This is a genomic window from Paraburkholderia sp. RL17-383-BIF-A, assembly GCF_046028015.1.
GTDB lineage: Bacteria > Pseudomonadota > Gammaproteobacteria > Burkholderiales > Burkholderiaceae > Paraburkholderia.
Genome location: NZ_JARESR010000003.1, coordinates 1 through 13,003, shown reverse-complemented (window position 1 = coordinate 13,003; position 13,003 = coordinate 1). Strand labels below are relative to the sequence as shown.

Sequence of the window (13,003 nt, the reverse complement as noted above, 5' to 3'; positions counted from 1 at the left end):
TGGGGCCGCATATCTCTGGCGAGCAGTACGCGCTGCAGCCAACCAAAACGGGCAGAGCCACACGGTTATGCTTCTGTGGACATCATCTGCTGAGAAGCAACCAATCGAGGCGGCGGATGGCAGCCGCAAATACATAAATCATCGCTTAATGCGGCGTGTCTTCCATCCGGCGCGGTCATGATCTGGCGCGGCCCGTCGCACTGGATTTTCCCCGTGGTATTGCAAGCTGGGCATGCGACTGGATCTCCTTCGTGGGCGACGTCTTTATCGCTCAACTGAATAGAGGTGGGGGCTGCCTGAACGACGCCGTTAGCTGTCGTTTTGTCGCCGTTCAAAATCAGATATCGTTTCATCGTGCCTTTAAAGCTTTAAGGTTTCTCGCGCCTTCATCTTTTCTCGCGACCCGGTGCGTCATCCACCTATGCTTTTTCTGTCCGCCTAGGCAACTCGGGTACGACCACACCGTCCGACTCTCTCACCTCAATACGAACGTCTCTTCCCGGTGCTGCAGCGAGAAATGCGGCTGAGCCGCTAACTTTGCTCACGTCGTAAAACATGACGCGTTCGGCGCCGATTCGCGCGGGGATTTGCGCCCTCAATAAGCCGTCCGCATTGGCGATATATGCCCGATTGGCCGAAGGTTCGTACGGCGCCTCCACAACTGCAATGCCGCTTGCATCACTGAGAAGTATGCCGATCACTCCCGACTGGACTCGAATAGCGTGTTCTGCGCTGGCTGAGTGTCACGTAAGCCCGACAGGGGTGAATTCGGAAACGGTTAGCCGCTGCGGATTGCCGACCTTATCGTAGGTAGGGTGGCGCTCGATAATCTGCAGATTCGCAATCTTTTCCATCAGGCTGATCATCCAGTCTCGGCGCTCCGTTCAGCCCCTGGGTCGCCTTTGAAGACAAGTCGACGGGCCACGCTACCCTCTGTTTTCAGCGACCTTCTCTGTCTTGGTGAATAAGAGTCCACTCCACGTAGTGCACCTTGCCAGCGTCTGACCAGTCCTTTAACAACAGATCCGGCATGACTGCACCCTTGACAACATGTACCTGATGTTCCGGATGACCCGTCGCCTGCCAATGCCCAGTGGCCGGGCATACCTCGCCCGTTCTCACCGCCGGGATGACTGGATCCGGTTCGATGTAGGAGGTGGCCTCCGGCGCCGTCATGAAGTATTCGGACTCATCGGGAATCAAGCCGTCCATGTAGCGATCATCCTTCCAAAGCAGGCACCAACTCACATTGATGTCTTCGGCGTAGCCGCGACTCTCGTTGAAAGGCCCCGTCATACGAGGCGCACGCGTGCCTTGAACAAGGTAGTTAAAGCAGCCCGCATTCTCGCTGCTGGTGGCGCCTACCGGGATAAAGCCAAGCACTTTGCCGCGGGTGACTGTGACCGGTTCCCATATGCCATCAACGGGTACAGCGTCGCCCGTGCGGATCACGACACCGGTAGGTTGCGGCACGGGCGGCAACGACGCGGGAAAAACGGGAAAGCCGAGTTGATAGAAGCGAAAGATATACGCATCAGGATCGAGCAGCGCGCCGGCCGCCGTGAATTGAGCGGTCGCATCGTCACCCGCAGGCACCTCGCAGGCAGCGTTCTCGCCCACATACTCGCTTGCGCGGATGAGCAGATTCAGCGCTTCCACCTTCGGGGGATATGGCGCCTCCTGGATGCCGCGCTCCCAATAGTCCCCATCCGGGTAAAGGTATTTGGCAACAACGTAATAGTCCGTCAGCGCCTGGTCGAACGCTTCCCCGCGGCGCCAGACAAAACGATAACCCCGGCGTAGCTCGTCCAGGCCCTTGTTGTAGTTGCTGAGGATACCGTAGATGCGCGGTAAGTTGTCCGCGGGCATCTGTTCACGCTGACTGGAAGGCCAGGTCTTGACCGCGCTCTCATACGCGCGCGTGAAGATTTCCCAGTCGTCGCGCTTCTTGGCCCAGAGGTTGTAGCTTGTCAATTTCTTCAGGAGCCAGAAAACCTGACGGCGCGTCATTTCATCGCGCATGCTGAACAACTTCATGGTGGTCCTGTCGTCCCTTACCGGTTATCTGAATTGGCGGCACGCGCCACCGCGGTTGCACTGCTGTTGGTCACCTTGGTCTGGATCTCCTCAGTCCCAAGGCGACGCGTCTGCGCAGCCCCGAGCACGTTTTCGTCGAACTTGCTATAGCCGTACACGTCCTCGACGTTCGTCCAGTTTGTCGCCCGAAGTTCTACAGTCACTCCGTTTTTCGAGATGGTGGGTGGCAACTTGCCTTGCTTGAGCAACTCACCCGCCGCCGTAATTTCGTCAGCAAGTTCCCCGAGATCGACCACGAGTTGCTGTCCGCCACCTTCAAGATATTGTGTTGGAACCTTCTCACCATACTGTTCGGCAATCTGTCCAGACCAGGCTTTCAGGTCCATGTGCGCGGGCAGGTCCGCAGGCAGATGCACAATCGCGAGAAAGCCGTTACCGTTCCACTCGTCGAGCACGGCTGAGCGCGTCCGCCATTCCTCCGCACTTTTGGGCACCTCACCCACACCCCAGAACGCGGGCTGCCGTCCTCCCGCCTTGCTACCACCAGGGTATGGCGCATGCTTGGAGGGGTTGCCGAAGGCCCGATACAGCTTTTTGCCGGCCAGTTCCTGGGAACCTATCGCAGAAATCTCTCCGGAAAATGTTGCGACTTTCGTGAAAACCGGTTTCTTCCCATAGCTGGCAATCTCGCCGCGGTCTTTCAGGATATCAGGCCAGCCCGCCTTGATCCTGGGGCCGTACTTGCTGGTCAGCATCGCTTCGACTTCACTCTTGTCAGCACGGCACTCGGAAGAAGGGAATTTGCCACGCCGGATTTCCCGCGCAAGCCGTCGTTCTTCAAGATACGCCTCTGCTTCTCGACGTACCTTCGGCATGCCACCAGTAGCAATCTCATGAATTTCGCCACGGTAGACCATGTTCTGTAGCGTTTTGAGTTTCGCTTCGAATTCTCGCAACGCCTTGGGGACCATGCGGTCGGCCATGTCCTGCAACGCGGCGAAGCCCGCGCTCACCTAGTCGATTTTGCTGCGCCAGATTTCGGGCAACAGTTTTCCGACGCGTGCGTCGAGAGACCTCCGGATGGCAAGCTGAACCGTCGCACAAAAGTCCTTCAGCTTGTTTAGGACCTGAGACTCGTACTGCGCTATGTTCAGTGCTTTCAGCCATTTCGGCGCGTCACCGTGACCCATGCGGTTCAGGAACTGGATGACTTCCGCAAGGAGCGCATGGTCTTTCGCGGCGATGCCCTCAACCCGCAAAGCTAATCGGCCTACGCCCTTGTCGTAGCTAACCACGCGCCCATCGGCGCGACGGATATTTACCGTCAGTTCGATTTCGCTCGAAGCCAAGTGCGTACCCGAACGCTGAAACGCCGGTGAGTGATGAAGACCTGGAGTGGGCGGTACGACTGGCCCTAGAGGTGCGGCGCCGGGTGAAGGAGCAGCAGAAGCGCATTGGCGCGGCCGAGTTCCGCAACACGCATTTCAGCTACACCATGGGCGCGGAAGGTGTCGAAAAGTTTGTGAGCACGCCCGAACTTCAAGTCAGGGCGGTATTGGCGATGAGCCGCTAGAGTGCGGACAGATTTGGACACTGAGCCCCGGCGGCCAGGACGAGCACCCGGGGCTGTTCCGACTTGAAGTCACCGAAGGACCAGGCAGCGGCGTGAGGGTGCTTAACAACCCGGGGCCCGCTGCTTTCAAGGAGTCAATTCGCTGTGCCGAGCAGAATCTCTATGCAAGGGCGCAGCAACTAGTGGGAGACCGAGACCCTCGGTCGCACGAGTTTTCTGTTCAGTTCCGAGGATTCGATGCCGCCAAGTCAGCTGCCAAGACTAGCGTGGCCGCACTCATCGCGCTGGCTAGTGCACTGTTGAAAAAGTCGGTTCGCGGTGGTCTGGTAGTGGTGGGCGAAGTGACCTTGGGCGGCACCATCGAACTCATCCACAACGCAATTACCTTGGCTGAGATAGCCGTGGAAAAGGGTGCTAAGTCGCTACTCCTGCCAGTGTCGTGCCGGCGCCAATTGTTTGACTTGTCGGACGAGATGGCAACCAAGTTAGACGTCGAGTTTTATCAGGATGGGCGGGACGCGTTGTTGAAGGCGCTTGCCGAATGACGGCCTCACCTTCGCAAACAGTGTCAGCTGAAAGAGAAAAGGGCCTGTAAGTATCTCGACATACAGGCCAGGCGGACTTCGTTCATACCCGTTTATGCCACCAATTATTGGTGGCTATTGAAAGGCAGAACCCATAAATTTCTCAGTTTATGGGTCCGTTTTTCTCAGGTTATGCGTCTATCTACAGGTACTTTCAAACATCAATATTCCCCGCCCGCAACGCATTCGACTCAATGAAAGCTCTCCGCGGCTCCACATCATCCCCCATGAGCGTAGTAAAGATCCCATCAGCCGCAATAGCATCCTCAATCTGCACACGAAGAAGACGACGCACAGTCGGATCCATCGTAGTCTCCCAAAGCTGCCCAGGGTTCATCTCACCGAGACCCTTATACCGCTGCTTCGAGATATTGCGCTCAGCATCAGCCAACAACCACTTCATAGCGGACTTAAAGTCAGTAACCGCCATACTCCGCTCACCACGCTTAATGACAGCGCCAGTACCAATCAACCCCTTAAACGTATTAGCGGTATTGATCAGCTGTTGATAGTCAGCAGTCAGTTGAAAATCCTGATCCAACACAGAAATCTTCTGATTCCCATGATGCGTCCGCGCGACCCGCAGCGAGCGCAATTCACGCACAGGGTCATACATCGTCGTAACCTTAACTTCAGGCTTCAACGGATCATCCCTTAGCTTCGCCTCAAGAGCCTTAGCCGACGCATCAGCCGCTTCCTCGCTGGACAGATCGATCGCAATCCCATCCATCACAGCCTCAAGAGCCCCAGCGTCATACAACCGGCTCAACCGATTAACAACAGCCTGCGCCAACAAATAAGCCCGAGCCAACTCCCCCAACGCATCGCCCGTAATCGGCGTAGCCCCTTCCGAAGCCAACAACTCCGACCCCTGCAGCGCCAGCTTCAGAATGTGAGCATTAACCTCAGCCTCATCCTTCAAATACCGCTCATCCTTACCCGCCTTGATCTTGAACAACGGCGGCTGCGCGATATAGATATACCCACGCTCGATCATCTCCGGCATCTGCCGATAGAAGAACGTCAGCAGCAGCGTGCGGATGTGCGCGCCGTCCACGTCAGCATCGGTCATGATGATGATGCGGTGATAACGCAGCTTATCGAGGTTGTAGTCTTCCTTACCAATCCCGCAGCCCAGCGCCGTAATCAGCGTAACAATCTGCTCCGAAGAAAGCAGCTTGTCATACCGCGCCTTCTCCACATTAAGCACCTTGCCGCGCAGCGGCAAAATCGCCTGAAACTTCCGATCCCGCCCCTGTTTCGCCGACCCGCCTGCCGAGTCACCCTCGACGATATAAATCTCGGACTTCGCCGGATCCTTCTCCTGGCAATCCGCCAGCTTCCCAGGCAGACCAACACCATCGAGCACACCCTTCCGCCGCGTCATCTCACGCGCCTTCCGAGCCGCATCCCGCGCGCGCGCGGCATCCACAATCTTGCTGCAAATAATCTTCGCGTCATTCGGCGTCTCGAGCAGAAACTCTTCGAGCGCCTTCGCGACCACATCCTCCACCGGCGCGCGCACTTCCGACGACACCAGCTTGTCCTTCGTCTGCGCGCTGAACTTGGGCTCCGGCACCTTCACCGACAGCACGCACGACAGCCCTTCACGCATATCGTCGCCCGAAGTCTCAACCTTCGCCTTCTTCGCGACTTCGTGATCGTTGATGTACTTGTTCAACACGCGCGTCATCGCCGCACGCAACCCGGTCAAGTGCGTCCCGCCATCACGCTGCGGAATGTTGTTCGTGAAGCACAGCACGTTTTCGTTGTAGCTGTCGTTCCACTGCATCGCCACTTCCACGCCCACGCCGTCTTTCTCGCCGCTGATGTGGAAAATGTTCGGGTGCAGCACGGACTTGTTCTTGTTGATGTACTCGACAAAGCCCTTCACGCCGCCCACGAACGCGAAATCTTCTTCCTTGCCGGTGCGCTGGTCGGTCAGCTTGATTCGCACGCCGTTATTCAGGAACGACAGTTCGCGAATCCGCTTGGCCAGAATGTCGTAGTGATATTCGATGTTGCCGAAAATCGTCTCGTCGGCGAGGAAGTGCACTTCGGTGCCGCGGTTCTCGGTCTCGCCGGTCACTTGAATCGGCGAAACAGCCACGCCGTCGATCTCTTCGATAATGCGGTTCTGCGGCACGCCACGATGGAATTCCATGAAGTGCTTCTTGCCGTCGCGGCGAATGGTCAAACGCAGCCACGCGGACAATGCGTTCACGCACGACACGCCCACGCCGTGCAGGCCGCCGGACACCTTGTAGCTGTTCTGGTCGAACTTGCCGCCGGCGTGCAACTCGGTCATCACGATTTCAGCGGCGCTGCGCTTCGGATCGTGCTTGTCGTCCATCTTCAGACCGGTCGGCACGCCGCGGCCGTTGTCGGTGATGGAAATGGAGTTGTCCGCGTGAATGATCACCTGGATGTCGTTGCAATGCCCGGCCAACGCTTCGTCGATGGAGTTGTCCAGCACTTCGAATACGAGGTGATGCAGACCGGTCCCGTCCGATGTATCCCCGATGTACATCCCGGGCCGCTTGCGCACCGCCTCCAGACCTTCGAGGATCTGAATCGAGGATGCGCCGTAGCTGTTGTCGGGTTGCGAATTGTTCGTTTCAGTCATGGATTTTTTCCGGTTCTGCGTTGCTGCAAGGTTGCTGCTCGGGACTTTTCAAATCACCATAAAAACGCCAAAGGGGCGCTGCGCCCCTTGGTGTGTTCTTTGGTGTTGGACGCGTTAGATGCGCATCGGCATGACGACGTATTTGAATTCGTCGTTCTCGGGAATCGTGATCAACGCGCTGGAGCTGGCGTCGCCCAGGCTCACTTGCAACGTGTCGACCTTCAGGTTCGCGAGCACGTCGAGCAGATACGTGACGTTGAACCCGATATCGACGCTGTCGCCGTCGTATGCGATTTCCAGTTCTTCCTGCGCCTCTTCCTGATCGGCGTTGGTCGACATGATCTTCAACTGGCCCGGCTCGATGATGCAGCGCACGCCCTTGAATTTGTCCGAGGTCAGAATCGCGGCGCGTTGCAGCGAGCGCTGCAGTTCTTCACGGCCAATCACGAACTGATTCTTGTGCGACTTCGGAATCACGCGCTGGAAGTCGGGGAATTTGCCTTCCACCAGCTTCGACACCAGTTCGACCTGGCCGAACGTGAACTTGACCTGCGTCTGCGCGATGTCGATCTTCAGCGTGTCGTCGATGTCTTCCAGCAGACGCTGGAGTTCCAGGATCGTCTTGCGCGGAATGATCACTTCCTGACGCTGGAACGAGCCTTCGATCTTCATGGACGAGAACGCCAGACGGTGACCGTCGGTTGCGACCGCCATCAGCTGGTCGCCGTCCACCACCAGCAGCATGCCGTTCAGGTAGTAGCGGATATCCTGCTGGGCCATCGAAAAATGGACCATGCCGAGCAACTGGCGGAACGTCTTCTGCGGAACCACGAGGTTCGCGCCGTAGTCTTTAGCTTGCGCGACCGTCGGGAATTCGTCCGCGGCAAGCGTTTGCAGCGCAAAGCGGCTCTTGCCGGATTGCACGGTCAAACGCTTGTCATTCAGCGTGAGCGTGACCTGCCCGTCGGGCATGGCACGCAGAATGTCGAGGAGCTTTCTCGCTGCCACCGTGGTCGCCACCGAATCGCCGCCCACGCCGAAATCGGCACGCGTGGTGATCTGCAACTCGAGGTCGGTCGACAGGAACGACACGTCCGGGCCGTTCTTGGTAATCAGCAAATTGGCGAGGATCGGCAACGTATGGCGGCGTTCGACGATGCCGCTCACAGTTTGCAGCGGCCTGAGGAGGTTATCGCGTTCGGTCTTGACCAGTTGCATAGAGTTCCTTCGTTGATATAACGGCCTGCGCGCCTTGCCAGGACAGCGTTCCCGCGCGCAGCCGTGGCTCCCCGCCGGCGCCACGCAGCGCCTGTCACGGCGTGAAATCCGCCCGCGGCCGCCGGGCGGTTAAACCTGTATTGTGCCTGAAAACGGAACCGCCTCACTAAAATGGGGGCGACTTCAGAAATAAACAGGTCGTTTTTTCCAGACAGCCCGCTCAGCCCTTCAGCGTCTGCTCCAGCACGTGCAGTTCGTGGTTCAGTTGCGCGTCCTTGCTGCGCTCATCGGCAATTTTGCGCACCGCGTGCAGCACCGTGGTGTGGTCGCGTCCGCCGAACAGCTCGCCGATTTCCGGCAAGCTCTTCTGGGTCAGCTCTTTCGCCAGATACATGGCGATCTGCCGCGGCCGCGCGATGTTCGCGGGACGCTTCTTCGAATACATGTCCGCGACCTTGATGCTGTAGAAGTCAGCCGTGGTCTTCTGGATGTTTTCCACCGAAATCTGCCGGTTCTGTACCGTCAGCAGGTCTTTCAGCGCTTCCTTCGTCACTTCGATTGTGATTTCGCGTCCGTGGAATTTCGAATACGCGAGAATCTTGCGCAGCGCGCCTTCGAGTTCACGCACGTTCGAGCGCAAGTGTTTCGCGACGAAGAACGCGACGTCTTCATTCAGGCTCACGAACTCGGATTGCGCCTTGCGCATCAGAATCGCGACGCGCATTTCCAGCTCGGGCGGCTCGATCGCCACGGTCAGGCCGGAGTCGAAGCGCGAGATCAGGCGGTCGTCGATACCCGAAATTTCCTTCGGATACGTGTCGCTGGTGATGATCACCTGCGCCTTGTTGGCGACCAGCGCCTCGAACGCGTAGAAGAATTCCTCTTGCGTGCGCGACTTGCCGGAGAAGAACTGAATATCGTCGATCAGCAGCAGGTCGAGCGAGTGGTAGTAGCGCTTGAAATCGTCGAACGCCTTGCGCTGGTACGCCTTCACCACGTCGGACACATACTGTTCCGCGTGGATGTAGCGGATCCGCGCGCCGGCTTTGTCCATTAGAAGCTGGTTGCCGATTGCGTGGATCAAGTGAGTCTTGCCCAGACCCACGCCGCCATACAGGAACAGCGGGTTGTAGGAGATGCCGGGATTGTCCGCGACCTGAATCGCCGCGGCGCGCGCCAGCTGGTTGGCCTTACCGGTCACGAAGTTGTCGAAGGTCAGCACCGGATTCAGCTTGGAGCGCTCGTACATCGAGTCTGTCTCGCCGTTCCCATTCGAGCCGGCGCTTTGGCCCGGACGCCACGTGCGACGGGCGGCCGCGGCTTCGTTCGCGTCGAGGCTGGGCAGATCGAGGTCGGCGGAATCTTCTGCCGCTGCGGCGCGCGCGTTCGCGTTTTGTTCAGCTGCCGCGCGGGCGTTCGCGTTGAGATTGGCCATCGCGTTGTTCGCGCCGTTCGCCCCACCGGTGCGCGCGGCCTGCGCCGCTTGCACGGCGCCGACGGCGGCGTCCACCGCAGCGCCGTTGCCGGCGCTACCGCCCATCGAACTAGGCGCGGAAGCCGGACGCACCGGCACCGGTGCCGGCGCGGCTGCCACAGGGGCGCGCATGCCGGCTTTCGGGTCGAGTACGAATTGGACGTCGACGGGAGCCTGCCAGAAATCGCGGGCCATATCGGCGATGCGGCCGGAGAACTGGCTCTTGACCCAGTCGAGCTTGAAACGGTTCGGCGCGGCGATGCTAAGCGTGTTCGCAGCGGCGTCGAAGGCGACCGGGGCCAACGGTTTGATCCACGTCACGTACTGCTGGGGCGTCAGCTCACGCTCCAGCAATGCGGAACAGTGTTGCCAGAAATCGTTCATCGAGTTGCTGTCGTTATGGTGTGCACGGCGGTTGCCGCTGCCCCCGTCGCGCGCACGCAACAAGGCCCTGAGCAGCCAGACTAACCAGGCGCAATGGCTCCAGGCGCTTGTGCCACAAGGGTTTGCGGGGCAAGCGAGCCGGAGCGGCGTGCAGGATTTTTGGGAAGTAAGGCGAGATTCTAACGCCAAATCGGACCCACAAGGGAGTTATCCACAGGGACGGATCACCTGGCGAACTGCTCGCGGGGAACGGCCGAACCAGGCTAAACTATTGACGGTCAACGAAAAACCGGTTTAAATAGCGGGTTCCGCGAAAACCAATTCAGTAAACCTCCGGCCATTGCGCTTTCAGCGATGATCGCGCGGTTATTTTTCGATCAAGTGAGAGCAACATGAAACGTACTTACCAACCTTCCGTTACCCGTCGCAAGCGCACCCACGGCTTCCGCGTTCGCATGAAGACCGCAGGTGGCCGCAAGGTCATCAACGCACGTCGCGCGAAGGGCCGCAAGCGCCTCGCCATCTAAGGCAGGCGTTGCACGCGACGCTTATGCCGGGTAGTGAAGCCCGCGGTGACGCGGGAACGGCTGAAGCGCAGCAACTGGGCTCGGTTCCGTTGCGAGCGCAAGCCGCCTTCCCCAAAGCCGCAAGGCTGCTGAAAACGGATGAATTTTCATCCGTTTTTCGTTTGCGCCCGTGGCGCCGCACTGCGCACTTCGTGGTGTACGGCCGGCCCACCGGCAACGAAGCTCGCTTAGGCCTCGTGATCGGCAAGAAGTATGCGCCGCGCGCGGCCACGCGTAATCTGGTACGTCGAATCGCGCGTGAAGCCTTCCGGCTGCGTCGCGCGGAATTCGGCGGTTGGGATGTGCTGCTGCGTTTGCACACGCGCTTCGACAAGAAGGCTTTGCCGAGCGCTTCGTCGCCGCCGTTGAGGGCGCTGTGCCGCAGCGAAATCGAGGCGCTGCTCGACAAGGCAGCGCGCGAAGTGACCCGTCGCGAGGCGCCGCCCGCGGAAGCGCCCAAGACGGAATGACGCTCAAGTGACTGCCCGCTTTGCAGTTCAGGCCGCTCCGGCGGCCGTGCTGCGCGGGCGTCGCCCGGTACTCCACGTTGCGCGGCGCCGTCCGGCCGCACCAGCCATGCAAACGGTACTTTTCGCTTTACTGCGTTTCTACAAGGTTGCCGTGAGCCCAATGCTCGGCAACCGGTGCCGTTTTTACCCTTCCTGCTCTGATTACGCGCGCGAAGCAATCCAGTATCATGGCGCCGCGCGCGGGACTTATCTCGCCGCCAGGCGTATTTGCCGCTGCCACCCGTTTTCCGCGGGCGGCATCGATCTCGTCCCGCCTCCCACTTCTGAAAAGCGCTGACGCGCCGTTCCATCGACACTGAGACAACGCATGGATATCAAACGCACCGTCCTATGGGTCATCTTTTTCATGTCAGCGGTCATGCTGTTCGACAACTGGCAACGCGACCACGGACGCCCGTCGATGTTCTTCCCGAGCGCCACGCCGACCAAGACCGTCGGTAGCGCCGCACCGGGAACCACGACGCCGGGAACCCAGCCCGCCGATCTGCCGGCCACGAACGCAGCCGCTCCGGGCAACGCGCCGGCGGCCACGCAATCGCAACTGATCAAGTTCAACACCGACGTCTATAGCGGCGAAATCGACACTCGCGGCGGCACGCTGTCGAAGCTGTCGCTGGTCAAGCAAGGCGACGGCAAGCAACCGGATCTCGTCATCACGCTGTTCGACCGCACCGCGAACCATACATATCTGGCGCGCACGGGCCTGCTCGGCGGCGATTTCCCGAATCACAACGACATTTACACGCCGTTGCCGAACCAGCCGCACGACCTGACGGGCGACGCCAAGTCGTTCCAGCTCAGCTTCGAGTCGCCGGTGAAGGGCGGCGTGAAGGTCATCAAGACCTACACGTTCACGCGTGGCAGCTATGTGATCGGCGTCGACACGAAGATCCAGAACGTCGGCACCACGCCGGTGAGCCCGTCGGTCTATATGGAACTGGTGCGTGACGACCAGCCGGTGGAAACGCCGCGCTTCTCGCACACGTTCATCGGGCCGGCTGTCTACACCGACCAGCATCACTTCCAGAAGATGACGTTCGGCGACATCGACAAGAACAAGCAGGATTACGCGACTTCGGCTGACAACGGCTGGATCGCGATGGTTCAGCATTACTTCGCGTCGGCCTGGATTCCGCAGCAAGGTGCGAAACGCGACATCTACGTTGAGAAGATCGATCCGGCGCTGTACCGCGTCGGCGTGAAGGAACCGGTCGCGACCATCGCCCCGGGCCAAACCGTCGACGTCTCCGCGCGCCTGTTCGCCGGTCCGGAAGAAGAGCGCATGCTCGAGGGCATCGCGCCGGGTCTGGAACTGGTGAAGGACTACGGCTGGGTGACGATCATCGCGAAGCCGCTGTTCTGGCTGCTCGAGAAGATCCACAGCTATGTCGGCAACTGGGGCTGGTCGATCGTGCTGCTCACGCTGCTGATCAAGGCTGTGTTCTTCCCGCTGTCGGCCGCGAGCTACAAGTCGATGGCGCGCATGAAGGCGATCACGCCGCGCATGCAAGCACTGCGTGAACGCTTCAAAGGCGATCCGCAGAAGATGAACGCAGCGCTGATGGAGCTGTACAAGACCGAGAAGGTCAATCCGTTCGGCGGCTGTCTGCCGGTCGTCATTCAGATTCCGGTGTTCATCTCGCTGTACTGGGTGCTGCTATCGTCGGTGGAAATGCGCGGCGCGCCGTGGATTCTCTGGATTCACGATCTGTCGCAACAGGATCCGTTCTTCATTCTGCCGGTGCTGATGGCCGTCTCGATGTTCCTGCAAACCAAGCTGAACCCGACGCCGCCGGACCCGGTTCAAGCCAAGATGATGATGTTCATGCCGATCGCGTTCTCGGTCATGTTCTTCTTCTTCCCGGCCGGCCTGGTGCTGTACTACGTCGTGAACAACGTGCTGTCGATCGCGCAGCAGTACTACATCACGCGAATGATGGGCCAGGCGAAAACCAAAGCCGCCTGATTTCGCGGCTGAGGCGGGCGGCAACGCCCGCTAGCGCAGGCTGAT

At 59.3% G+C, this 13,003-nt stretch carries 14 protein-coding genes; 6 read left to right on the top strand and 8 right to left on the bottom strand.

The annotated features are described in order from the left end of the window. Positions 1 to 65: 65 nt before the first annotated feature. The 5 genes from P0D71_RS04180 to P0D71_RS04160 form a co-directional block, all read right to left on the bottom strand. Positions 66 to 353, bottom strand: coding sequence for a PAAR domain-containing protein (locus P0D71_RS04180; RefSeq protein ID WP_408479322.1), 288 nt, complete (start codon positions 351 to 353; stop codon positions 66 to 68). A 390-nt stretch (positions 354 to 743) separates the two neighbouring features. Further along, positions 744 to 866 carry a hypothetical protein gene (locus tag P0D71_RS04175; RefSeq protein ID WP_408303587.1) on the bottom strand — a complete coding sequence of 41 codons (123 nt, stop codon included), beginning with the start codon at positions 864 to 866 and terminating at the stop codon, positions 744 to 746. Between the two features lie 73 nt (positions 867 to 939). Continuing rightward, entirely contained in the window at positions 940 to 2,037 is a 1,098-nt protein-coding gene (locus P0D71_RS04170; protein WP_408479321.1) for an Imm72 family immunity protein, read from the bottom strand. A 17-nt stretch (positions 2,038 to 2,054) separates the two neighbouring features. Next, positions 2,055 to 3,050, bottom strand: a complete 996-nt coding sequence (locus P0D71_RS04165; RefSeq protein ID WP_408479320.1) for a hypothetical protein — start codon at positions 3,048 to 3,050, stop codon at positions 2,055 to 2,057. Then, on the bottom strand, positions 3,051 to 3,386 hold the full coding sequence (locus P0D71_RS04160; RefSeq protein WP_408303591.1) for a hypothetical protein: 336 nt from the start codon (positions 3,384 to 3,386) through the stop codon (positions 3,051 to 3,053). Between the two features lie 26 nt (positions 3,387 to 3,412). On the opposite strand from P0D71_RS04160, the gene P0D71_RS04155 reads away from it, so the two are divergent. Further along, positions 3,413 to 3,610, top strand: coding sequence for a BREX system Lon protease-like protein BrxL (locus P0D71_RS04155; RefSeq protein WP_408303592.1), 198 nt, complete (start codon positions 3,413 to 3,415; stop codon positions 3,608 to 3,610). Positions 3,611 to 3,702: 92 nt separating this feature from the next. Further along, complete coding sequence (locus P0D71_RS04150) at positions 3,703 to 4,155, top strand: S16 family serine protease (protein WP_408468817.1); 453 nt, start codon at positions 3,703 to 3,705, stop codon at positions 4,153 to 4,155. Between the two features lie 193 nt (positions 4,156 to 4,348). On the opposite strand, the gene gyrB is transcribed toward P0D71_RS04150, so the two are convergent. The 3 genes from gyrB to dnaA all read right to left on the bottom strand — a co-directional run bounded on the left by gyrB (position 4,349) and on the right by dnaA (position 9,896). Beyond that, on the bottom strand, positions 4,349 to 6,820 hold the full coding sequence (gene gyrB / locus P0D71_RS04145; RefSeq protein WP_091797614.1) for a DNA topoisomerase (ATP-hydrolyzing) subunit B: 2,472 nt from the start codon (positions 6,818 to 6,820) through the stop codon (positions 4,349 to 4,351). A 114-nt stretch (positions 6,821 to 6,934) separates the two neighbouring features. Then, entirely contained in the window at positions 6,935 to 8,038 is a 1,104-nt protein-coding gene (gene dnaN, locus P0D71_RS04140; protein WP_007180118.1) for a DNA polymerase III subunit beta, read from the bottom strand. A gap of 220 nt (positions 8,039 to 8,258) precedes the next feature. After that, complete coding sequence (gene dnaA / locus P0D71_RS04135) at positions 8,259 to 9,896, bottom strand: chromosomal replication initiator protein DnaA (protein ID WP_218157121.1); 1,638 nt, start codon at positions 9,894 to 9,896, stop codon at positions 8,259 to 8,261. A gap of 392 nt (positions 9,897 to 10,288) precedes the next feature. Here dnaA and rpmH point away from each other — a divergent pair, with 392 nt between their 5' ends. The 4 genes from rpmH to yidC all read left to right on the top strand — a co-directional run bounded on the left by rpmH (position 10,289) and on the right by yidC (position 12,958). Beyond that, on the top strand, positions 10,289 to 10,423 hold the full coding sequence (gene rpmH, locus P0D71_RS04130; protein ID WP_004198824.1) for a 50S ribosomal protein L34: 135 nt from the start codon (positions 10,289 to 10,291) through the stop codon (positions 10,421 to 10,423). 23 nt (positions 10,424 to 10,446) lie between these two features. Further along, positions 10,447 to 10,932 carry a ribonuclease P protein component gene (locus P0D71_RS04125; protein ID WP_091797623.1) on the top strand — a complete coding sequence of 162 codons (486 nt, stop codon included), beginning with the start codon at positions 10,447 to 10,449 and terminating at the stop codon, positions 10,930 to 10,932. 106 nt (positions 10,933 to 11,038) lie between these two features. Beyond that, positions 11,039 to 11,269, top strand: coding sequence for a membrane protein insertion efficiency factor YidD (gene yidD / locus P0D71_RS04120; RefSeq protein WP_081936011.1), 231 nt, complete (start codon positions 11,039 to 11,041; stop codon positions 11,267 to 11,269). Positions 11,270 to 11,299: 30 nt separating this feature from the next. Continuing rightward, on the top strand, positions 11,300 to 12,958 hold the full coding sequence (gene yidC / locus P0D71_RS04115) for a membrane protein insertase YidC (protein WP_091797626.1): 1,659 nt from the start codon (positions 11,300 to 11,302) through the stop codon (positions 12,956 to 12,958). Positions 12,959 to 13,003: the final 45 nt, after the last annotated feature.

Excerpts from the sequence above, each read along its gene's own strand:
- P0D71_RS04180 (WP_408479322.1), bottom strand. The coding sequence starts at position 353 with ATGAAACGATATCTGATTTTGAACGGCGACAAAACGACAGCTAACGGC.
- dnaA (WP_218157121.1), bottom strand. The coding sequence starts at position 9,896 with ATGAACGATTTCTGGCAACACTGTTCCGCATTGCTGGAGCGTGAGCTG.
- gyrB (WP_091797614.1), bottom strand. The coding sequence starts at position 6,820 with ATGACTGAAACGAACAATTCGCAACCCGACAACAGCTACGGCGCATCC.
- yidD (WP_081936011.1), top strand. The coding sequence starts at position 11,039 with ATGCAAACGGTACTTTTCGCTTTACTGCGTTTCTACAAGGTTGCCGTG.
- rpmH (WP_004198824.1), top strand. The coding sequence starts at position 10,289 with ATGAAACGTACTTACCAACCTTCCGTTACCCGTCGCAAGCGCACCCAC.
- dnaN (WP_007180118.1), bottom strand. The coding sequence starts at position 8,038 with ATGCAACTGGTCAAGACCGAACGCGATAACCTCCTCAGGCCGCTGCAA.
- P0D71_RS04125 (WP_091797623.1), top strand. The coding sequence starts at position 10,447 with ATGCCGGGTAGTGAAGCCCGCGGTGACGCGGGAACGGCTGAAGCGCAG.
- yidC (WP_091797626.1), top strand. The coding sequence starts at position 11,300 with ATGGATATCAAACGCACCGTCCTATGGGTCATCTTTTTCATGTCAGCG.
- P0D71_RS04175 (WP_408303587.1), bottom strand. The coding sequence starts at position 866 with ATGATCAGCCTGATGGAAAAGATTGCGAATCTGCAGATTATCGAGCGC.
- P0D71_RS04170 (WP_408479321.1), bottom strand. The coding sequence starts at position 2,037 with ATGAAGTTGTTCAGCATGCGCGATGAAATGACGCGCCGTCAGGTTTTC.